20 protein-coding genes and 1 pseudogene are annotated in these 20,214 nt (G+C 69.0%); 13 read left to right on the top strand and 8 right to left on the bottom strand.

Annotated features, from left to right (window positions below; translation table 11 throughout):
* Positions 1-45 precede the first annotated feature (45 nt).
* From OHB56_RS02515 to OHB56_RS02485, 7 genes are all read left to right on the top strand, one after another.
* Positions 46-528, top strand: a complete 483-nt coding sequence (locus OHB56_RS02515) for a hypothetical protein (RefSeq protein WP_406351370.1) — start codon at positions 46-48, stop codon at positions 526-528.
* Positions 528-941 (top strand): hypothetical protein, encoded by a 414-nt coding sequence (locus OHB56_RS02510; protein WP_406351368.1) that lies wholly within the window; start codon positions 528-530, stop codon positions 939-941. The genes OHB56_RS02515 and OHB56_RS02510 overlap by 1 nt, the downstream gene beginning before the upstream one ends.
* Before the next feature lie 294 nt (positions 942-1,235).
* Positions 1,236-2,138, top strand: a complete 903-nt coding sequence (locus tag OHB56_RS02505; RefSeq protein ID WP_406358889.1) for a Ppx/GppA phosphatase family protein — start codon at positions 1,236-1,238, stop codon at positions 2,136-2,138.
* A 35-nt stretch (positions 2,139-2,173) separates the two neighbouring features.
* The gene (locus OHB56_RS02500; protein ID WP_326756716.1) at positions 2,174-2,341 is read left to right on the top strand and encodes a hypothetical protein; all 168 of its coding nucleotides are present in this window, start codon (positions 2,174-2,176) and stop codon (positions 2,339-2,341) included.
* Between the two features lie 164 nt (positions 2,342-2,505).
* Complete coding sequence (locus OHB56_RS02495) at positions 2,506-3,051, top strand: IS481 family transposase (RefSeq protein WP_406351366.1); 546 nt, start codon at positions 2,506-2,508, stop codon at positions 3,049-3,051.
* Between the two features lie 486 nt (positions 3,052-3,537).
* A complete protein-coding gene (locus OHB56_RS02490) occupies positions 3,538-4,563 on the top strand; it encodes an IS630 family transposase (protein ID WP_406358887.1) in 1,026 nt (341 codons plus the stop codon).
* A gap of 121 nt (positions 4,564-4,684) precedes the next feature.
* On the top strand, positions 4,685-5,947 hold the full coding sequence (locus OHB56_RS02485; protein ID WP_406351364.1) for an IS701 family transposase: 1,263 nt from the start codon (positions 4,685-4,687) through the stop codon (positions 5,945-5,947).
* 345 nt (positions 5,948-6,292) lie between these two features.
* Here the strand turns inward: OHB56_RS02485 and OHB56_RS02480 are convergent, their stop codons facing one another.
* Positions 6,293-7,519: an IS701 family transposase gene (locus OHB56_RS02480; RefSeq protein WP_406358885.1), complete on the bottom strand. Its 1,227-nt coding sequence runs from the start codon at positions 7,517-7,519 to the stop codon at positions 6,293-6,295.
* A gap of 317 nt (positions 7,520-7,836) precedes the next feature.
* Here OHB56_RS02480 and OHB56_RS02475 point away from each other — a divergent pair, with 317 nt between their 5' ends.
* Together OHB56_RS02475 and OHB56_RS02470 are read left to right on the top strand one after the other, a co-directional pair.
* Positions 7,837-8,805, top strand: a complete 969-nt coding sequence (locus OHB56_RS02475; protein WP_406351362.1) for a DUF1152 domain-containing protein — start codon at positions 7,837-7,839, stop codon at positions 8,803-8,805.
* A gap of 141 nt (positions 8,806-8,946) precedes the next feature.
* The gene (locus OHB56_RS02470; RefSeq protein WP_406351360.1) at positions 8,947-10,140 is read left to right on the top strand and encodes a serine hydrolase domain-containing protein; all 1,194 of its coding nucleotides are present in this window, start codon (positions 8,947-8,949) and stop codon (positions 10,138-10,140) included.
* Positions 10,141-10,474: 334 nt separating this feature from the next.
* Here OHB56_RS02470 and OHB56_RS02465 read toward each other — a convergent pair whose 3' ends face one another.
* Positions 10,475-10,681 carry a hypothetical protein gene (locus tag OHB56_RS02465; protein WP_406351358.1) on the bottom strand — a complete coding sequence of 69 codons (207 nt, stop codon included), beginning with the start codon at positions 10,679-10,681 and terminating at the stop codon, positions 10,475-10,477.
* Between OHB56_RS02465 and OHB56_RS02460 the strand changes: the two genes are divergently transcribed.
* Both OHB56_RS02460 and OHB56_RS02455 read left to right on the top strand, forming a co-directional pair.
* Positions 10,680-12,233: a hypothetical protein gene (locus OHB56_RS02460; RefSeq protein ID WP_406351356.1), complete on the top strand. Its 1,554-nt coding sequence runs from the start codon at positions 10,680-10,682 to the stop codon at positions 12,231-12,233. The two genes, OHB56_RS02465 and OHB56_RS02460, sit on opposite strands and share 2 nt — an antisense overlap.
* 238 nt (positions 12,234-12,471) lie before the next feature.
* Entirely contained in the window at positions 12,472-13,065 is a 594-nt protein-coding gene (locus OHB56_RS02455) for a hypothetical protein (RefSeq protein WP_406351354.1), read from the top strand.
* Between the two features lie 37 nt (positions 13,066-13,102).
* Here the strand turns inward: OHB56_RS02455 and OHB56_RS02450 are convergent, their stop codons facing one another.
* From OHB56_RS02450 to OHB56_RS02440, 3 genes and pseudogenes are all read right to left on the bottom strand, one after another.
* Complete coding sequence (locus OHB56_RS02450) at positions 13,103-13,516, bottom strand: hypothetical protein (RefSeq protein WP_326756726.1); 414 nt, start codon at positions 13,514-13,516, stop codon at positions 13,103-13,105.
* A 719-nt stretch (positions 13,517-14,235) separates the two neighbouring features.
* A pseudogene (locus OHB56_RS02445) lies at positions 14,236-14,523 on the bottom strand (HNH endonuclease); the annotation flags it as partial.
* Positions 14,524-14,599: 76 nt separating this feature from the next.
* Entirely contained in the window at positions 14,600-15,724 is a 1,125-nt protein-coding gene (locus OHB56_RS02440; RefSeq protein ID WP_406351352.1) for a HEAT repeat domain-containing protein, read from the bottom strand.
* 246 nt (positions 15,725-15,970) lie between these two features.
* On the opposite strand from OHB56_RS02440, the gene OHB56_RS02435 reads away from it, so the two are divergent.
* Positions 15,971-17,323: a tetratricopeptide repeat protein gene (locus OHB56_RS02435; protein WP_406351350.1), complete on the top strand. Its 1,353-nt coding sequence runs from the start codon at positions 15,971-15,973 to the stop codon at positions 17,321-17,323.
* A 79-nt stretch (positions 17,324-17,402) separates the two neighbouring features.
* On the opposite strand, the gene OHB56_RS02430 is transcribed toward OHB56_RS02435, so the two are convergent.
* Entirely contained in the window at positions 17,403-17,816 is a 414-nt protein-coding gene (locus OHB56_RS02430; RefSeq protein ID WP_326756729.1) for a DUF1524 domain-containing protein, read from the bottom strand.
* Between the two features lie 91 nt (positions 17,817-17,907).
* On the opposite strand from OHB56_RS02430, the gene OHB56_RS02425 reads away from it, so the two are divergent.
* Positions 17,908-18,081, top strand: coding sequence for a hypothetical protein (locus OHB56_RS02425; protein ID WP_326756730.1), 174 nt, complete (start codon positions 17,908-17,910; stop codon positions 18,079-18,081).
* A 424-nt stretch (positions 18,082-18,505) separates the two neighbouring features.
* On the opposite strand, the gene OHB56_RS02420 is transcribed toward OHB56_RS02425, so the two are convergent.
* Positions 18,506-19,639: an IS630 family transposase gene (locus OHB56_RS02420; RefSeq protein ID WP_406351348.1), complete on the bottom strand. Its 1,134-nt coding sequence runs from the start codon at positions 19,637-19,639 to the stop codon at positions 18,506-18,508.
* A gap of 36 nt (positions 19,640-19,675) precedes the next feature.
* The gene (locus OHB56_RS02415) at positions 19,676-20,008 is read right to left on the bottom strand and encodes a glyoxalase superfamily protein (RefSeq protein ID WP_406351347.1); all 333 of its coding nucleotides are present in this window, start codon (positions 20,006-20,008) and stop codon (positions 19,676-19,678) included.
* Positions 20,009-20,214: the final 206 nt, after the last annotated feature.

Raw genomic sequence — 20,214 nt, 5'->3', positions numbered from 1 at the left:
CCATCACACCCCAACGCACCGTCAGACACCCACGCACTCACCAACGTGACAACGCCCGCGCGCCTGCTGGACGCCGGCGAACACGTCTCCGGGCCCGCCGCCGATGAGTACCGCCACTGCGTACGCAGGCGCGCCCGGTTCGCCGGACGAGTCGGCACCGCCGGCAGGAGCGTCGAGCGGCTGCTCGATCAGGTGAATCCGAACATCCACCACGGCGAGGCCACCACCTGTGTGTGGCGGCTTGAGACCGCCGCCTGCCGCAAGGCGCGACTGGAAGCCGGCCTGCCGGCCGAAGACGGCCCCAACGAGGGGGAGTGCCGGTCGAGCTGCACCAATCTCGCCTACACGGACAGGAGCGTCGTCGAGCAGCGGCGCCTCCGGCGGTGGTGGGAGGATGCGGCAGCCGACCGGCTGAGCCTGCGTCCCCTGCGGGACCGGGCGGCCGCGCTGGAGGAGAGCAGCCGGGCCGTCATCGAGGCTCATCACGCGAGCCCGTCCGATCCCAACCCAACGACGAAGGAGTCGTGATGGGACGCCGACCGCGTGACGAGGAAGCCGACCGGGCCGCGATCCGGGCTGCCGCCGACCGGCTCCTGGTCGGCACGCCGCTGCACTCGCAGTCCGGAAAGCTGACCGCGTCGGAGTTGATCGCCGAGAGTGAGCTGCGGCGGGATGTCGTGTACCGGCGCACCGATCTCATCCAGGAGTTTCAAGCCCGAGCCAAGGCCCAGGACTCCACCCCGACTGCGATGCAGGAATTCGCCGATGAGAACCGGCAACTCAGCTCCGAGGGCGACGATTTGACGGTCGAGCTCCGTCAGAAGCAGGCGAAGAACAAGACCATGCGCATGATCATTGCTGAGCTCTCCCTCGAACTGGAACAGACCAAGGCTGAACTCGCCGGAGTGTCCGGGGTGACGGTGCTGCCCAACCGGCGCTGACAGGGCCATCGTGGGAAAGGACCACGGTGGGCGAAACCGTACGGTTCGAGGATCCGGGATCTCCGTGCGCATTCGGCGTGAGATCGTCCACGGCTCTACCGCTGCGGGCCGGGGCGGAGGGCGCACGGGTGGTGACGATATGCTCACGCGGTGGGCCGGAATCCCCGTCGCGTCGTCGTCTGGGCTGCCGGAAGATCGGAGAAGGAGCCGGTCCGCTTGAGCGTGGGGCCAGGGGGGGATGGGATGCGGCAGGCCGGTGTACTCGATGTCGGGTGCCATAGTGCTTTGCTGACGGTGGTGCGTCGGCGCCCGGGGACGGTGCTGGAGCCGGTGTTCTCCCGCAAGGTGCGGTTGAGACTGCACGAGACCCTCGACCGCAAGGGGCGGCTGGACAAGGCCGGCATGAAGAGCGTCGAGCGGGCAGTGGCCGAGGCCGTCGCCGCCGACCCGCGTCTGCGCGGACCGGAAGTGTTCGCGTTCGCGACCTCCGTCATCCGGGACGCGCCCAACCGCGACGAGATCATCGCGCGGGTGGCACGCACCACTGGCACCCGCCTGCGCGTGCTGACCGGCGTTGAGGAGGCGCGGCTGGCCTACGTAGCCGCCCGCCAGTGGGCAGGCCCGACGGCCGGGCAGCTGCTGGTCCTGGACATCGGCGGCGGCACCGTAGAGATCGCCTCCGGCACCGGAGACCAGCCCCGCGCCGTCCACTCGCTGCCACTAGGTGCTCGCAGGATCACCCGGGACTGGCTTCCCGGCGGCACCGCGCCATCCCAACGCCGCCTGGCCGAGATCCGGCAGCACCTTCATCGGTCCCTGGAAGCCGTCCCCGGTCTGCCGCAGGCCGAACCGGATGGGCGGGTGCTGGCCTGTTCCAAGACCTTCGAACAGCTCGCCCGGCTCGCCGCCGCCCTGGACAAGACACCGCGAGCCGGACAGCGGCTGGCGCTACCCCAGCTGCGCACGTCAGTCTCCCTGCTGGCCGACGCGGGACCGTCCCGCCGTGCCAAGCTGCCGGGCATCTCCCGGCACCGCGCCGAACAGTCCCTGGCCGGAGCCCTGATCGCACAGGCCCTCATGGAAGCCTGCGGGGCCAAGAACGTCGAGATCTGCCCGTGGTCCACCCGGGAAGGGCTATTGCTCGAACACCTCGGCCCACCCCACATCACAGCCGACCGTTCCCGCCTGGTCGGCTGAGCCCAAGGGCCATGCGGACGGCATCATGATCTCCCGTGCCGCTGCGCCCGGCCCACCTCGCCGCCACCCGCGCCCTCGCCCTGCCACGCCTGCCGCCGATCAGCGACCGGGACAAGGACATCGAGACCCCGCCCTGCACCACCCGCTGCCGGTCCTGCCACGCCAGGCTGGCAAGCCGACGTGCACCGACACCGACCGGGTGATCCCGGCCTGTCCGCTCCACCACCGGCCGAGGAAGAAGCCGCGCCATCTCCCGCCGCCGGCCCGCCCGGAGACGATCTCGCGCCAACACCGCGACCTGCTCACCCGGAGCCATGCCGCGCCCTGCGCGCCGAAGCGCCGCGGGCGCCCGCCGGCCGTCCGCCCGATGCGCGCCCCGGTGCCGCGCCCGGCCCGGGAGGACAGCCCGCGGGAATACCGCCGGATCCACGGTGAGCCCGCGGCGCCGGACATCAAGGCCGCCGCCTGCCCCGTCGGAAAGATCCTTAAGAAGCACGGCATCCCGCCCGGGCCCGAACGGCAGAGCACGACCCGGGCGGACTTTCCGCGCAGCCGGGCCGACGCCCCGCCCGCCCGCGCTCTCTTCGAGGTCCGCACCCCGGCCGGGGCGCGGCTGTACGTCTTCGCCGTCCTCGCGCACGCCACCAGGCGCATCCGGGTCCCGGGCGCCACCGCGCAGTGGATCGTGCAGCCCGGGCGCAACCTCCTCATGGACCTTCAGGACGCCGGCAGCAAGGCCAGCATCCCGATCCGCGACCGCGACGCGAAGTGCACGACCGCCTTCGACGCCCTGGTGGCCGACGCCGGCCCGAAGGCGATCACCCCAGGCCTCCGGATGCCCCGGACGAACTCCCTCCTGGGGCGCTGGCTACCAACCTGCCGACGCGAGCTGTTGGACCGCACCTTGATCTGAAACCAGAGTCCCCATCCTCCACGCTCTGCGCGAGTTCGAGGACTTCTGCAACGAGCATCGACCGCACCGGACGCTCGCTCACGCCGCGCCGCCGCGCGCACTACCCGCACCGATCAATGATCAGGGCCTGATCACTCGCCTCGACGTCCGTCGACACGATCGACTCGGCGGAGTCCTCCATGAGTACCGATATGCGACATGACCAGCACGGATGCTTTATCGGCACCCGCAGTGTCGGTGAGCAGCACGTGGATGAGACGGCCGCCGACGTCGGCGCGGACGACGGAACCGGCGGGGGCGGAGCTGGGGAAGGTGATGCGGCGGGCGCCGAACAGCGGGCCTGCGTTGATCACTAGTGTCCTGCGCCAGTAGTTGATCGTTAGTAGTTGCGTGACTTCTGCTGCTGGTGCGTCAGTTCCTCGTCGGGGCCCGAAGCTGGAACCGTTGCTGCTGTCCGATGACGAGCGGGCGGTGTTGGAGCGGTGGATGCGGCGGGCGTCCTCGGCCCAGGCGCTGGCCCTGCGCGCGCGGATCGTGCTGGCGTGCGCGGGTCCGGAGGTACCGCCGATCGTCGCGGTCGCCCGCGAGTTGCGGGTGGCCGCCGACACCGTCCGCAAGTGGCGGCGCCGGTTCCTGGCGGAGCGGCTCGACGGCCTGGTGGACGAGCCCCGGCCGGGCCGGCCACCCACCATCAGCGTGGACCAAGTGGAGGCGGTGGTGGTCACGACGCTGGAGGAGATCCCGAGGAACGCCACCCACTGGTCGCGGAAGTCGATGGCGGAGCACAGCGGGCTGTCGAAGTCCACCGTCGGCCGCATCTGGCGGAAGTTCCAGCTCAAGCCGCATCTGACAGACACCTTCAAGCTGTCGACGGACCCGTTGTTCGTGGAGAAGGTCTACGACGTCGTCGGGCTGTACTTCGACCCGCCCGAGGGTGCGGTGGTGCTGTCGGTGGACGAGGAATCGCAGATCCAGGCCCTGGACCGGTCCCAGCCGGTGCTGCCGCTGATGCCGGGCATGCCGGAGCGGCGCACCCACGACTACGTCCGCAACGGCCTGACCACCTTGTTCGCCGCCTTCGACGTCGCCACCGGCGAGGTCATCAGCGCCCTGCACCGCCGGCACCGGGCGGCGGAGTTCAAGAAGTTCCTCATCAAGATCGACAAGGAGGTACCCACACACCTCCAGGTCCACCTGATCGTGGACAACTACGGCACCCACAAGACGCCCGCGATCAGGGCATGGCTGGCCAAACACCCACGCTTTCACATGCACTTCACCCCGACCGGCTCCTCATGGATCAACCAGGTCGAGCGGTGGTTCGGCTTCCTGGCCGACCAGATGATCCGCCGCGGCGCCCATAAAAACGTGCAGACCCTCGAGGCCGACATCCGCGCGTGGGTCAAGGACTGGAACGAGGACCCCAGGCCGTTCGTCTGGACCAAGACCGCTGAAGAGATCCTCGAATCCCTCGCCCGTTTCTGCCGACGGATCTCTGGCGCAGGACACTAGTACTCCAGTTGCAGTTCGCTATCCCTGCTGGTCAAAGGCGGCTTTTCGAGTCTATTCGGCTGTCGTGCCATCGAGTGCCGGAAGTTCGTAACCTTCCCCGGGACCATCTGTTGTGATTGTCATGCAGGATGTGCGGCCCGACGTCTGGTCGGCGGAACTGGAAGAGGCACTCGTGCGGATCGGTCACCGGTTCGGGCGGGTGGACCTGAGGCGGCAGGTGCGGGCCTATGTCCATGGACTGCTCGGCCCGGTGGGCCGGAAGAACAGCTGGCAGCTGGCTGAGTACGTGGGCCACCGTAGCCCTGCAGCCCTGCAGCCCTGCAGCCCTGCAGCCCTGCAGAACCTGCTGAACCGTGCACGCTGGAACGCCGACGAAGTACGTGACGACCTGCAGGAGTACGTCTCCGAGAAGCTCGGAGTCCCAGACGGTGTACTGATCGTCGACGACACCGGTTTCCTGAAGAAGGGCACGGTCTCCGCCGGGGTCCAGCGGCAGTACTCGGGGACTGCCGGCCGCACCGAGAACTGTCAGATCGGGGTCTTCGCCGCCTACTCCTCCCAGCGCGGACGGGCCCTGGTCGACCGGGAGCTCTACCTGCCCAAGGCCTGGACCTCCGACCGCGAACGGTGCCGGGCGGCGAAGATACCCGACAACCGCGAGTTCGCGACCAAGGGCGACCTCGCCAAGACCATGATCCAAAGGGCCCTGGCCTCACCACTGCCCATCGCCTGGGTGACCGCGGACTCGGCCTACGGCCAGGAATGGCGGCTGCGGCGGATGCTGGAGGAAGCCGGTGTCGGCTACGTCCTGGCCGTCCCGAAATCCCAGTCCGTCCCCGCGCTGGGCCGCATCGACCTCGTCATTGCCCAAGCGCCGGACGAAGCCTGGGAACGTCACTCCTGCGGCGACGGCGCGAAGGGGCCGCGCGTCTACGACTGGGCCGCGGCGAAACTGCCCGCCAACATCGTCTTCGACCCGGACCCGCCGACCCATCACCGCTGGGTGCTGGCCCGGCGCAGCCTGTCCGACCCCGGCGAGATCGCCTACTACCTTGCCTACGCGCCCGTTGGCACCGAGGTCCCCGAGCTCGCCCGGATCGCTGGCAGCCGGTGGGCGATCGAGGAGTGCTTCCAGGCCGCGAAGAACGAATGCGGCCTGGACGAGTACGAGGTCCGACGCTGTCCGGGTTGGTACCGGCACATCACCCTCGTCATGCTGGCCCACGCGTTCCTCGCAGCCATGTCCGCCACCGCAACAGTGGCAAGGGGGGCCGCAGAAACGGTTCCGGTGCCCTCGCGCCCCTCACTGTGGCAGAAGTCCGGCGGCTCCTGGCAGTTCACCGTCCCCCACCGACACCCCGCTGGAAAGCCGATCAAGCGCTGAGCTGGTCCTGGTGGCGCCGCCGTCACCAGGCCACCGCACGACGCTGCCACTGCCGTCGCCGCGACGAGGGAAGTAACGAACTTCCGGCACCCGATGGCACGACAGCCGAATAGACTCGAAAATCTGCCTCTGACCAGCAGGGATAGCGAACTGTAACTGGAGTACTAATACTCCAGCCGGACTTCTGTATTTACCCTGGTCAACGGCCTGGCAGCGGGGAGTGTAGCGGGTGCGCTGTGGTCGCGGGACGGTCTTGCCGGGGCCGTCCCACCAACGGGTGCCCGCGCCGCATGTAATGACAGCGTCGGGCTCGTGCTTGGTGGCGGCGTCTCCAGCGGGACCAGTTCACCGCGTGGTCGCGGCCTGCAGGATAGCGGCGGGGTTCAGTTGCCAGCAGACGGCGGATTTCAGCCGGTGTGAGGTCCACGAGGTCGGGCGTGTCGGCCGTGGCACCCCTTTTTCGCGTTCCTGGGCGGCCATCGCCGCGAGGAACGCGTGGGCGAGCATGGCGAGCGTGATGTGCCGGTACCAGCCCACGTAGCGGCGGACCTCGTACTGGTCCAGGCCGCACTCGTTCTTCGCGCTCTGGAAACACTCCTCTATCTTCCAGCGGCAACCGGCGACGCGGACCAGGTCGGCGGCGGTGGCCTCGAGCGGGGCGCAGGCGAGGTAGTAGGCGATCTCGTCGGGTTTGCTGATGCTGCGGCGGGCCAGCATCCATCGCTGCCGGGTCGGCTCGCCGCCGTCGGGCTCGGCCACGGCGGGCAGACGGGCGGCGGCCCAGTCGTAGGAGCGCTCGCCCTTGGCTCCCTGCCCCGCCGACAGACGCTGCCACGCCTCGAGCGGGGCCTGCTCGATGAGATGGTCGATGCGCGGGCCGTTCACCTGCTGGGACTTGGGAACGGCCACGACGTAGAAGAGGCCGCGGTCTTCCAGGAAACGACGGAAGTGGGAGTCCTGGCCGTAGGCGGAATCGGCGGTGACCCAGGTGAAAGGGAGCGGAGAGGCCAGGGCGCGCTCGATCATGTCGCGGGCGAGGTCGCCCTTGGTGGCGAAGGTGCGGTCGTCGGGGACGCGGGCCGCTCGGCAGCGCTCGCGGTCACCGGTCCAGGACTTGGGCAGGTAGAGCTCGCGGTCGACCAGGGCGTGGCCGCGGGTGGTGGCATAGGCGGCAAACACCCCGATCTGGCAGTTTTCGGTGCGGCCGGCTGTGCCGGAATATTGGCGCTGCACTCCGGCAGAGGTGGTGCCCTTCTTCACGAATCCGGTGTCGTCGACAATCAACACACCGTCTGGCGTGCCGAGTTGTTCGGCGACGTAGGTTTGCAGGTCGTCGCGCAGGCCGTCGGCGTCCCACCGGCTGTGGGAGAGCAGGTGCTGCAGGCCGTGTGGGGTGGCGTGGCCGGCGTACTCGGCGAGCTGCCAGCTGTTCTTGCGGCCGACCGGGCCGAGCAGCCCGCGGACGTAGTCCCGCATCCGCCGGCGTGGTTCCACACGGGAGAAGCGTCCACCGATCCGCAGGAAGAGTTCTTCGAGTTCCAGGTCCCAGGCGTTCGTCGGTACGTCGTGGATCACGACAACGGACTGCTCGTCGCGCTGTCATTACATGCGGCGCGGGCACACGTTGGTGGGACGGCCCCGGCAAGACCGTCCCACGACCACAGCGCACCCGCTACACTCCCCGCTGCCAGGCCGTTGACCAGGGTAAATACAGAAGTCCGGCTGGAGTACTAAGAGATCCGGTCCGCGTGCCAGGGAATGTGAAGGGACGTCGGCCGCGGGGGAAGCTGCCGTTCTGACGCCCGGGTGTGCCCGCTGCCGCTGTGCCCGACGGCGGTGACGGCCGCCTGCCGAACCCGCCCCACCCGGGCCGGCGCTCACAGACGACAATGGTCGCCGTGCCGTGTCTCCACACCAACCCGCTCTTCACCCGGCTCGCCGACTCCGACCGGATCCTGGTCGCGGGAGCCGGCGGCGGCTTCGACATCTACTCCGGACTGCCGCTGGCTCTCTGCCTCCTGCACCAGGGTAGGGACGTGTACTTCGCGAACCTGTCCTTCAGCGCACTCGCCGGTCTCCCCGCCGACAATTGGGCCGCGGACGATCTGGCCGTCGTCACTCCCGACACCGCTCCGCACCAGAGCTACTTCCCCGAACGGACCCTTGCCCAGTGGCTGCACCGGCACGGCTACCCGCCCACCGTGTACGCCTTTCCTCAGACCGGTGTGCGCCCCCTGCGCGCTGCTTACCGAGCGCTGATCGAACGGCACGCCATCGACGCCGTGGTGCTGGTCGACGGCGGCACGGACATCCTGCTGCGCGGTGACGAAGCCGGCCTCGGCACACCGGAGGAGGACCTCACCAGCGTGGCCGCGCTCGCTGCGTTGGACGACGTACCGAATCGGCTCGTGGTGTCGGTCGGGTTCGGCGTGGACGCCTACCACGGCGTCAACCACGTGCAGGTACTGGAGAACATCGCCGCCCTGGAGCGCGACGGCGCCTACCTCGGGGCGTTCTCCCTGCCGCGCGCGACCCGTGAGGGCGCGCTGTACCTGGACGCGGTGGCGCACGCCCAGCAGCACACCCCCGACCACCCCAGCATCGTGAACGGTTCCATCGCGGCAGCCGTGCAAGGTTCCTTTGGCGACGTCCGGTTCACCGACCGCACCCGGGGCAGCGAGCTGTTCGTCAACCCGCTGATGGCGCTGTACTTCGCGTTCGAGTTGCCGGGCCTGGCGTCCCGCTGCCTGTACCTCGACCGCATCGAGGACACCTACCTGATGCGCCAAGTGCACTCCCGCATCGCAGAGTTCCGCGAAACGACGGTGATCCGCCCGCCCCGCAGCTTCCCTCACTGACGGACCGCTCCGGGGCATGGTGGTGCTGGGTGTACCGCCAGTCGGCGTGCTGGCCCCATCGTGCCGCCCCGGGCTTCTTCCTAAGTTGGCAGGCACAGGGGATTCGCCCCTGTGCGCCCCATTCCGAGGAGCCGGACAACCATGGCAGCAACGACCAGGACCCGACCCCGAAACCCACTCGGCCGCCGCGTCGTGACCACCACCCTGGTCACCGTGCTCGCCGGCCTCGGCCTGATGACACCGGCGGCCGACGCCACCGAGACGGCCCGGAACCCCCTGCGGCAGCAGGCGGACGCGATACAGCGGACGGGCACCGTGGGCGTGATCGCCCGGTCCACCGACCCGCACGGTTCCCGTTACGTCACCGCCGGCGTCGCCGACCAGCGGGCGGGGCGCGCCGTACACCCCCACGACAAGTTCCGCATCGCCAGTGCCACCAAGACCTTCGTGTCCACGGTCGTGCTGCAACTGGTCGGGGAGGGGCGCCTCTTCCTCGACGACACCGTCGAGGCCCTGTTGCCGGGAGTGGTAACCGGCAATGGCAACGACGGCAGCAGGATCACCGTCCGGCAGTTGCTGAACCACACCAGCGGCCTGTTCAACTACACCGCCGACTTCCCCACGCTCACCGATGCCGCGGCCTTCCGGGCAGGGCGCTTCGACACCTGGACGGACTCCCGGCTCGTGGCCATCGCCATGCGGCACGCGCCGAACTTCGAACCCGGCACCCGGTGGGAGTACTCCAACACCAACTACACCCTCGCCGGAATGATCATCGAGAGGACGACCGGGCACAGTTGGCAGCACGAGGTGACACGGCGCATCATCCGCCCCCTGGGCCTGCGCGACACCTCCGCCCCCGTCACCCACCCGGCCATCCCGGGCCGCCACTTGAGGGGATACTCCGCCTTCGGCGGGGACCGGCCGATCGACGTCACGCTCCTCAATCCGAGCGGTGCCGGTGCCGCCGGCGGCATGATCAGCACCACCGCCGACCTGACCAGGTTCTACTCGGCACTGATGCGGGGCAGGCTGCTCGCGCCCGCCGAACTGACCGAGATGAAGACGACGGTACGGGCCGAGGAACTGGACGTGGTCTGGCCCGGCGCACGCTACGGACTCGGTCTGATGCGGGTCGACCTCACCTGCGGCGGGAGCTACTACAGCCATGCCGGGGACATCCCCGGCTACATGACCCGCAACGGGTTCAGCGAGGACGGCCGCCACGTGATCGTCGTGGGGGCGACCGGCGACGGCTCCGCCCCCGACCTCACCACCATGGAGGTCACCAACACCCTGATCGACGAGCAACTGTGCGCCACCAAGTCTCGGTAGCACCCTCATGTCCGACAGAAGGCAGGGATCACCACCGCGGGCCGGACCCGGCACCCCCGTCGGGGATGCTGCTGGTTAATTCGGGCCCAGTTGCTTCGCCCCGTCGCTATGAACCGCTCCGGGTCTGACGGAGGCTCTGATGAGCCCCTCGCGGCGGGACACCCCGCGCCGAAGGGCCACACGGCAGCGCCAAACAGCCTCGTGGTCACAGTTTCTCCCCTACCTTTCCATATAATGATCACCCCCGGTATGTTCTAGGGCGTTCCATTCGCACCACTGAGGGGTGGATTGTCCAGTACCTCCTCGTCCCCGGCTGGGCCGAAGACCTCCACCGCTACCAGGACCGCATGGACCGCCTGCTGGCCGCACCCACCGCGCCGACACCGGACGGCCGCCCGGTGTGACGCCTTCCGCCGTCGGTGCCGCGGCCCTCGCGGCGGGTGATGCGCCAAAGGGTGGTGAGCGGCAGCAGCAGGGCGCCGTTGGCCGTGCCGGAAATCCGCTGGCGGGAGGGGCTGGCGACCGGACTACAGTCGCGCATGACAACGTACGGCCTCGACCCCACCAAGCTCTACGCCCCCTCCGAGCGACTGCTCCACGGCAAGGGCGTGGGGTCCGCGATCGGGGCCGGAGAGGCCGAGGACTGGATCCGGCTCGACAGCCGCGTCCATTGGGCCACCTGCAGCAACGTGTTCCGCGGCTGGAAGTCGACCTCCTGGATACGTGTCGGCTTCCGGTCGGTGAACACACGGGAGATCGCGGACTGGCGCCAGGCCCCGTACTGGCAGGAGGGCCTTGGCGGGACCGGAGTCCCGTCCTGGAGCCTGCCGCCCACCGAGTCCGAGATCGCTCTGTGCCTCTGTCACGGGGATCCCCGCGTCCGCGCGGCGGCGCTGGCCCTCGATGAGTCGGCGGAACTGCCCGCCTCCGTCCTGCCGCTCGTCCTGATCCGGAGTGCGGACACCGACGACCGTGTGCGGACCCTCGCCCGCGCCATCCTCGACCGTGTGCTCGGCGACTCCGACAAGGCACTGCTGGATCAACTGGCCTCCCTGGCCGTCCTGGTGGGTACGCGGAGGCGGTACGGGACCTGGGCGCGGGAGGCCGTCCTGGGGCGCCTCGGCGCACTGCCCGACGAGGCGCTCACCTACCTCCTGACGAACGACCGGGAGTCCCGGCTCGCCGGCCTGGAGGTGGCCACCGTGTACGGGGTGTTGGCCGTGGAGCAGGCCTGGGCGCTGGCCGAGCAGGACCGCGACGAGGGCGTGCGTGCGCTGGGCGTGCGCACCGCGATACGTCTCGCGCTCGCTTCCGGGCAGCAGGCGGTCCTGGACGACGCCAGGGCCCGGTTCTTCGCCCACCTCGACAACGACTGCGCCTACAGTCTCCGCCTCAACACCTTCACCACCGCCGTGGAGACCGGCTTCCTCCACGTCAACGACCTCTCCACTCTCGCCGCCACCCACCGGTACCGGAAGATCCGGCGCCACGCCTGCGCAGCCGTCCTCGCTCACCCGGAAGGGGACGTGGTCCTCGACCACTTGCTCTCCGCCCGAGACACCTTCGTGCGCTCCGCCGCTGTGGGACGACTGCGCCACGCCGGCCGCGGCGACGAACTGCCCCGGCACCTGACGGACCTCTCCGGAGGCGTGCGCGCGACGGCGTGCCGGGAACTTCGGGTGGAGGGGTACGACCTCCGCGCGCACTACCAGGCACTGTGCGCCGACCCGGCCACCGTCGTCCCGACCGCGGTCCTCGGCCTCGCCGAGCAGGGGCACCCCGAGGACGCAACCCTGCTGCACCCCCTCCTCCGTCACCCGCACGCCGGGGTCCGCGCCCGCGCCCTGTCCGCGCTGCGCATGCTCGACGCCCTGCCCGACGACGCGCTCCCGCCGTTCGCCGATGACCCAGACCCCGGCGTCCGCAACACCGCCCTCAGCGCGCTCCGCGGTACCCCCTGCCTCCTGCGGGACCTGCTCGGCAGCTCGCGGGAGGACGTGCGGGCGCGGGTGGAGGTCCTCCTGGAACGCAACCGGATTTACCGGCAGGGCGCCTGCCGCTGCTGTGGCGTAGCTGGTGCGCTTGCGTATTGATCTTGGTTGTGACCTGCTGTTGCTCAGCTGTACTGGGCGGTGTTTCTGTTCCCGAGGGAGGGTCACGCGGTGCGGAGGCGTGGGCGAGCGGTGGCTGTGGGCTGAGCTGGCTATTGGTGCTGCGCAATGAGCTGAGTGAGGCGGCGGCTTTTGCGCAGCGTGGGCGACGCGTGTAGGCACGCGGAGGTTGTCGGTCGGTGTGCTGGGGCCAGGGCGGCGTCGGTGTGTGTTGTGGCGGATGGGCTCGATTCCGGACCGGTTCTGTGAGCAGTTGCCGAACAACGCGCGTTTCCTCGCCCTGAACGCCCGCCGGATCCTCTATGAGCGCCCCTTTCGTCACCAGGGTCTTCAGGCGGTCTCCGGTGGTCTCCACCAGCAGTCCGGCCCGCCCGCGTGCCGTCAGGGCCTCGCCGTTGCCCAGCTCGGTGATGATCCGCACGAACCGGGCCCGGGCCGTCTCGGTGGCCTCGCACGGCTCGTCCGCCTTGGAGCCGGGCAGCGCGGTGACGGGAACGACGATCCGCTCGGCGACGTCGACGAGCAGCTCGGGCATCCGAGGTTCAGCGCCGGCGAACTCGCGGGCGAAGTCCACATCGTCGGCCTAGACGTCCCGGAGGTAGCTGAAGACGCTGATGGCCGCGTGGGCGTCATCGGGGGTGAGCAGCACGGTGGTGTCGGGCATGTCGACTCCTCACGTACGGGCCGCCCCGCTGACCGCGGCAGCCTCGGAGCTGATGATCGGGGAGCTGCTCTGTGGACAGAGTCCGCCGACGGGGGAGTCTCCTTTCCGTGTCTCGTCTCAACGGATTTGACCGGTCTCAACGAAGTTTGATCGGTGCCCGAGGGGGCCGGCCCGAGGACCAACGAAGTCACTCTTTCGGGCCCGCGGGGCCGGTGGCCCCGGCCCGAGCGGCGGCTGCCGCCTCCAGCAGGGACCAGCCGTCGATCTCCACCACCCGCCGCCCCTCCGGCTGCCACCCGCAGGTCGATGCCGCGTCGAGCAGGGCTCGGACGGCGCCGGGTTCATGCAGGTTCAGGGAGGCACCACGGATGTACCCTACGTCTCCAGAGCCCAGGGGAGCTCCGCCCGGGACATACCGGCCCGGGCCTTCGGTGAAGACGATGCGCAGTGGGCCGCCGGCGCCGGCTGGCTGCGGGTACAGCGTGAGAGTCTCGCAGCATGACCTGCCGCTGTCCGCCACGCTGTGGCTGTGACGCAGCGTCCACAGATACGCGCGCCCGTCGGCAATCAGCCGACGAGGTTTCTTCGGATGGCGGGGCACGGAGCCGAGGATACGTGGCTTGATCCATAAGCCCCTGCGGTGATCAGACTCCGACGAGACGAACAGAACGGTCGTCAAACTTCGGTGAGACCGGTCACGGTACCGACGGACTACCAGCCGGAGAAGGCGGGGCCCCATGCGCGCATCCACGGACACCACCGCCCCCGCCCCGGAGGGCCGCGGCCTCCAGCCGGCGCTGTCACGTTGTTGGGTGCGTGGGTCTCTGACGGCGCGCCGGGGCGTGGCGGGGGTCGGGTTTCGGGCCGGTACTCAGGCTTCGCCCTCTGGGACCAGGCCACCGGCGCTGCCGGCCGGTCCACCACGGCCTGACCTCAGGCCCGAAGCGCAAGCCCACCACGCCCCGACGCGCCCTCGGACACTCACACACCCAACAACGTGACAGCGCCGTCCCGGGGCCTTCGTGCGCACTGGGGTGCCAACCCCTGGCAGCGGTCAGCGCACGCCCACTCCATGCTCAACTCCCACGGGGCGTCCAGCTGCTTCTGGGCGAGTGTGTCCCGCCTCGACCTCGTGTTCGAGACCTCACTTCGAGTTGGCCGCTATCGGCTCCGCTTCGCAGTCAACTGCGATCGGTCCGGGCCCACCCGACACGAAGGAGGCACCGTGATGACGGCACACCGTTCAGCAACCAGAACTCGGCCTGACCGGAGCCGTTGCCGCCCGCGCCGGGTAGGCAGCAACCGCAACCGCGCCTGTTGCTATGGGGCCGGGGTGTAGGTGACGGTGGTCTCGCCGCAGTCGGCCGTGAGTTGGGTGAGCCGGTCGTGTTCGCTCTGGTCGGTGGCGAGGTTCCAGCGGAGTTTGGTGGCGGTCCACTCGGAGGCGTACCGGCACAGTGCGCTCGTGGCGGGCGGGAGCCATTGGGCTGGGTCCTGGTCGCTCTTGGAGCGGTTGGAGCGTGCGGTGACGGTGACCAGGCTGGAGTCCTGTCCGAGGTCGTTGGCGTAGGCCTCGCGCCGTTCGGCTGTCCAGGCGAAGGCGCCAGCTGGCAGGGAGCGTCATTCGAACCGTGCGGTATTTCTGCTCTGCCCTGGTGGCTGAGAGGTTCGGGCCGGGGCCTGTCTATCGGCGCGGCCGCGGCTCGGTCAGGAGGGCTCTGATGGCGTTGCGGGCCGGAGGGAGGCCGACGTCGTCGAACCATGAGGTGATGAGGTGGGTGTGGCGCCAGCACACGTCGTGGTCGACGAGAGCGTTCAGGTAGCGGTGCTGGGCAGGTGTGAGAGGGGTCTTCTGATCGTGACCGAAAGGGAATGCCGCGGCGAGCAGCGGTCCCCAGTCCTCGGCAATAGTGAGGTTGCTGCAGAACGGTACGGAGGCCAGGGCGGCCGGCAGGAGTTCCTCGAAGTCGCTGGTGCGATCGATGGCCGTGGCCAGAAGGGCGTGTCGCAGACGGCCTTCGATGTGCGGGAGTGGATGTCCGGCCCAGGGGTCGGCCGGGGTGGGTTCGAGAAACCAGGAATCGACGGTCGCCGGGTCGAGCAGAGCCTGGAGGACTATCCGCATCGCCTTGGCATTGCCGTTGCAGCCTGGTGACAGTGCCGCGCAGGAACGGATGGCGGGGTCTGGGTCGGCGAGCCAACTGGTGCTGTCCTCTCCCCAGGCGCCGATGGTCAAGACCGTGGCAGCGCGTTCCCGCCGATCGGAACTCTCGAGGATCAGCCCCCGCAGTATTGGGGTGGTTCCCGGGATCCGGCCAGCCAGGCCGGGAGACTGGAGGAGCGCGATGGTGGCGCCGAGGGCGGCCTCCCGGACCGTGGGGTCGGTGGCCCGGAGGTGTGGGAGGACGGCGTCGCAGATCAGGCCGCGGACAGCGCGGACCGCATCGGTGTCTTGCGGATTGTTGCCGTCGTCCTCGCCGGTCGTCTCGCCGTAGGCGGCCGAATCCGCGATCATGCCGAGCCATTCCAGCAACGCCGCGCGCAGGGGCCGAGGCCGCTCATCCCAGGCGGAGTAGTTGTCGTGGATGGTCATGGTGCGGGGATCGTTCAACACCGCTGCCACGTACAGCGCGGCCGGTGCCGTCGCACTGTACAAGGACTCCTGGTGCAGTACGGACATGTCCAGCATGCCCAGCGCTCCCGCTTGCACCTCCGGGTCCTCGTCCAGGAGCTGGACCAGGCGGAAGGGCGTGTCCCGCGCTGGGCCGTAGGCGTGCTCCAGCGCGGCCCAGTCGGTGTGCTCGAGCACGGAGCGCGGGTCAGGCACAGGGCCACGCCCGGTCCCACCGGAAAACGGGTACTCATCCTGGGTTGTCACACGGAAAGCATCACCCCCGCCACTGACAAGGCCCGGGGTCGGAGCTCGGGAGCGCATCAGTGCCACACTCGCCGGAGATGCGGGCAGTGTGCGGTGTGTGGTCCGGTCGCCCGCTTTCCAAGGGGACAGCAAGAGAGCTGCCGGCGCTGTCAGGGGGTGGGGCTACGGTACGTCGTCGTGGACATTGGTGATCTTGACTATCGGATCCGGACGCAGTCCGGCTGCATCCCGCCGCATCTGGTCTCCCGGCTTCTCGAACTCGGCCATGCCGAGGAGGTGGAGTTGTGGGCGGGCCGTGGGGAGTGGTTCTGCGCGCAGGAATGGGCGCGGCTGCTGGCCGGTCAGGGCCGCGAGGAGCAGGCGCTGGAGGTGCTCGCCCCGTATGCCGCCACGGGCTGGTGGACGGCTGTCAGGACCACGGCGGAATTGCTGGAGAGCTGGGGGCGAGCCGACAAGGCGATTGCGCTGTCCCGATCACGCATGGAGGCCGGGCACCCGCAGGCCCTGGAATTCCACGCGCGACTGCTCGCCCGCCACGGCCGGGGCGACGAGGCATTCAGCCTGCTGCGGCCCCACGTTCAGGACTGGCCCATCGCCGCTGCCCTGACCGACGTTGCGGACAGCGCCGGCCGGGACGACGAAGCGGCTGCGCTGCTCGCTGCCCAGATCCCGGACGAGCACCGGTGCGACGATCCGTGGTGCTGCCGTGGCCTCGACCCCGACATGGCGATCGGACTGCTCGCCACGATCCGTGAACGCCAAGGCCGCGTCGACGACGCCATCGCCCTGCTGCGTACCCGGGACAAGACCTCGCTCAACAACCGGGACCAGCTGGCCGACCTGCTGGCCCGGCAGGACCGGATCGAAGAACTGCATGCGTACGCGGCGACCGAGCCGTTCGGAATCGCCGCCCGGCGTCTGGCGGAGCTCCTAGAGGAGCGTGACGACGTGGAGGGCGCGATCACCATGTACCGGCAGGCCGACGATAGGTCCTTCCGCCCGGGACACATGGCAGTGGATCTCGCACAACTCCTGGCGCGCCACGGCCGGGTCGAGGAGGCGATTGAGGTGATATGCGCGCTGGCCGACGCTCCTGGCGGTGCCGAGGACTGGATCGTCCACATGCTCTGCACCCTCTATACCGACCAGGGCCGCCCCCAGGACGGCCTGGCCTACCTCGACGCCCTCAAGACACGTCGTGGCGAGGAGGAGTGGGAGCTCTTCTGGATCCGGCTTCCGCTGATGGCCGCCTGTGACCGGGTTGACGAAGCGGTTGAGCAGGCCAGGACTCATCCCGAAGGCGACACCCGGTACGCGGTATCACACGTTGCCAGGCTGTTGGCTGGCGACGGACGTCTCGAGGAAGCCGTCGCCGCTCTCAAACTCCACTCGCCGGCCAACAGCCATGACCTTGCTGGGTACCTCATCGACCTCGGTCGTGTGGAGCAAGCCGTAGCCGTCCTCCACCAGCACCGACCCCAGCCACCCGCACCATCAACTGGCCCCTGGCACGACACACCGCCGTTCTGAACAAGCGTGATGGGCGTCGCGGGCCGTCTGGCTAGCCGTCGCCATTCTTGGCGAGCCTGGCCGCCCGGCCAAGCCGCTTTCAGCGTCCGTAAGGACGGACCACGGCCGGGGCGGGACCGGTCTCGGCCCCGCCCAAGGCGGCCCGCCATGCCCGGGACCAATCGCTGACTATGTCGATCGGCTGCAGAACGGGCTCGTAGCTGACGATCGTCGTGGGGCAGTCCTCGGCAAGTCCGAGGAGGGCCTGGCGCTCGGCCTCATCGACGGCGAGATCCCAGCGCAGCTTCGTGCCGACCCAGGTCGCGGCATAAGCGCAGTGGTAGGAGGCGTCCGAGGGCAGCCACTCGGCCGGGTCCTTGTCGCTCTTGGACCGGTTGGACGCCGCGGTGACGGCGATCAGGGTATCGGGGCTGTCCTGGTCGTCCGCGTACGCCTCGCGCCGGGCCGGACTCCAGGGGGTCTGCTCGGAGTCGTAGACCTCAGCGAGCGGCACGAAGTGTTATCCGCACCTTGGAGGGGATGCCGTTGACATCTGTGACAAGAGCTATGTGCGTCGATTCTCGCTGTGGGCGGGGCGTTATCCGGTGCAGCAGCAAGATGCCGCCGACAGCGGCGACAGAAGGGGCTGGCGCGGGCTGGGCAAGCTGCGCTTGAGGCGGCTTGCCCAGCCGTCAACGGCCGGCCGGTTCGGGGTAGCGCTCACGGAGCAGATCGCCCGCGTCGTCATTGCCTTCGCCGCGCAGATCCTCGCTGAGTAGGTGTTTTTCTTCTCTGCGTTCGTCTGTGCTCTTTGTGGGACTCTGAGTGAGTGGAGGAATCAAACCGACGTGGTCGGCCCGTCCGGCGCCGCGGTGACGCGACTGTGCGCGTGGGCTGTTGGTCGTGTGGTGACCAGGAGGTACATTGCCCTGCTTGTTCCGTACCGCTGGTGAATCCTGAAGCTCCCTGCTGTCCCGGGTGCGGGCGTCGCTATGTTGTCAGGCGTCGATGGTCCTCCTGCCCGGAGTGCGGGATGGTGATCGATTCGGCCGGGAGGATCACCGAGCTGCGCGGCGATGTTGAGGCGGTCCTTCGTGCGTACGAGGCCACCCGGCGGGGTGGCACCGACCCGGTTGCTCCGGCTGGAGACGAAGACGAACCACAGAGCGCGACAAGGCAGGATGCCGATGAGCTAGTGCCGCATCAGGCAACGTTCGCCCTGTCGACCACGGCTCGTAGCCGTTGATCGGCGGCGTGACGGTTTCGCCAGATGATGTAGCGGCGGATCATGCTGCCCTGCTCCCTGTGGCCGGCGTGGTCGGTGCCGTCCAGAGCGAAGTAGCGCAGGGCGGTGAACTGGGCCTCGATGCGGTTCAGCCAGGAGCTGTTCGTGGGCGTGTAGGCGAGCTCGACGTTGTTGGCCGCGGCCCAGTCGCCGACTCGGGTGTCCTTCTTCGTGGTCAGGTGTGGGGAGTAGTTGTCGAGCACGATCGCGATGCGGATCTTGGACGGGTAGAGGCTGCGCAGGTAGCGGCAGAACTCCAGGAACCTCGTCCGGTTCTTCTTCGGCTTGATGTGGCCGTAGAGCTTGTCCTTGGCCAGGTCATAGGCGGCGAACAGGTGCCGGACCCCGTGCGGGCGGGTGTAGGTCGCCCGCCGTCGGGGCCTGGGCTCCCGGTCGGGGTCCTTGTGCCGTCCGCCGCGCTCGGCCCACTGCCGGCCGGGGTGGGGCTGGAGGTTGAGCGGTCCGAACTTGTCCAGGCATAAGACGACTTCGGGCTCGCCGTCCTCGGGTATGACCTCGCCGTCGGCGATCGCGTAGAGGTGCTCGACGCGGGCCTTCTTGGCGGCATAGTCAGGGTCGCGGGAGGTCTTCCAGGTCTTTATGCGTTGAAACGACACGCCCTCCTCGCGGAACAGGCCCCGAAGGCCCTCGTGGCTGATGTCGTCGACCACCCCCTCGACGACCAGGAAGTCGGCCAGCTTGGCCAGGCTCCAGGTCGAGAACGGCAGACCGTGCTCGGCCGGCCCGGACTTGGCGATCTTCTTGATCTCGCGCCGCTCGGGCAGGGTGAACGTCCTGGGCCGACCGCCTTTGTACTTCGGGTAGAGGGAGTCGAAGCCGTCGGCGTTGAAGTTGTGGATCACATCCCGGACCCGGTCCGCGCTGGTGAACGTCACCTCGGCGATCTTCGCCACGGGCATGCCCTGCGCGGACAGCAGCACCATCTGCGCCCGCCGCCAGGTCACCACCGACCCGCTGCCCCGGCGAATGATCCGCAGCAGGCGCTGCCCCTCGTCGTCATCGATCTCGCGGACGCGTACTCGCTCAGCCACCAGCACAGCTTCCCTGCCGCGCGCTGCCGGCGATGGTCATTCCGTCGGCGTGCCAATCCGTAGCCGGTTGCCGGCAGGGTCGCGCAGCTCAATCTCACGCGCCCACTGAGCATCCTTCGCCTGCACACCGAACTCGGAGGCGATGGCCTCGACATCACGAACGCGGAGGTAGACCAACGTGTCGGGACGGGCATCGCCTTTGTGCTCCGACAAGAACAACCGCACCCCGCCCCGGGCGACCTCGACAAACGCGGGAAGTCCCGGTTCGAAGCGGTGTTCCCACTGCTTGGCGAAGCCCAGCCGCTCGTACCAGGCGACCGCCGCCGCAGCGTCCTCGACGCGAAGAATGGGAATGACTTCTTCGTCCATGGAGTCATCGTCGCAGACCGCCCAGGGCGAACGTTGCCTGATGCGGCACTAGCGGACCCGGAGCGGACCGATGACACGCAACCCACACCGGGTCGGCGGATCAAGATTGCTGTCGTTCAGGGCGCGACCCTGGTAGGCGCAGCGGCAGTGCTGGCTTTGGCTGAGAGAATCGTCGGGCTGTTCTCCGGCTGACAGCAGGTCGACGT

Source organism: Streptomyces sp. NBC_01635 (genome assembly GCF_045209715.1).
Classification (GTDB): domain Bacteria; phylum Actinomycetota; class Actinomycetes; order Streptomycetales; family Streptomycetaceae; genus Streptomyces; species Streptomyces hirsutus.
This window is presented reverse-complemented; position numbering and strand designations above follow the sequence as displayed.

Bases quoted from the DNA above. Each gene is read 5' to 3' on its own strand.
- OHB56_RS02510 (WP_406351368.1), top strand. From the start codon at position 528: ATGGGACGCCGACCGCGTGACGAGGAAGCCGACCGGGCCGCGATCCGG.
- OHB56_RS02495 (WP_406351366.1), top strand. From the start codon at position 2,506: ATGCGCGCCCCGGTGCCGCGCCCGGCCCGGGAGGACAGCCCGCGGGAA.
- OHB56_RS02490 (WP_406358887.1), top strand. From the start codon at position 3,538: ATGCGGCGGGCGTCCTCGGCCCAGGCGCTGGCCCTGCGCGCGCGGATC.
- OHB56_RS02485 (WP_406351364.1), top strand. From the start codon at position 4,685: ATGCAGGATGTGCGGCCCGACGTCTGGTCGGCGGAACTGGAAGAGGCA.
- OHB56_RS02475 (WP_406351362.1), top strand. From the start codon at position 7,837: ATGGTCGCCGTGCCGTGTCTCCACACCAACCCGCTCTTCACCCGGCTC.
- OHB56_RS02470 (WP_406351360.1), top strand. From the start codon at position 8,947: ATGGCAGCAACGACCAGGACCCGACCCCGAAACCCACTCGGCCGCCGC.
- OHB56_RS02460 (WP_406351356.1), top strand. From the start codon at position 10,680: ATGACAACGTACGGCCTCGACCCCACCAAGCTCTACGCCCCCTCCGAG.
- OHB56_RS02465 (WP_406351358.1), bottom strand. From the start codon at position 10,681: ATGCGCGACTGTAGTCCGGTCGCCAGCCCCTCCCGCCAGCGGATTTCC.
- OHB56_RS02455 (WP_406351354.1), top strand. From the start codon at position 12,472: ATGGGCTCGATTCCGGACCGGTTCTGTGAGCAGTTGCCGAACAACGCG.
- OHB56_RS02415 (WP_406351347.1), bottom strand. From the start codon at position 20,008: ATGGACGAAGAAGTCATTCCCATTCTTCGCGTCGAGGACGCTGCGGCG.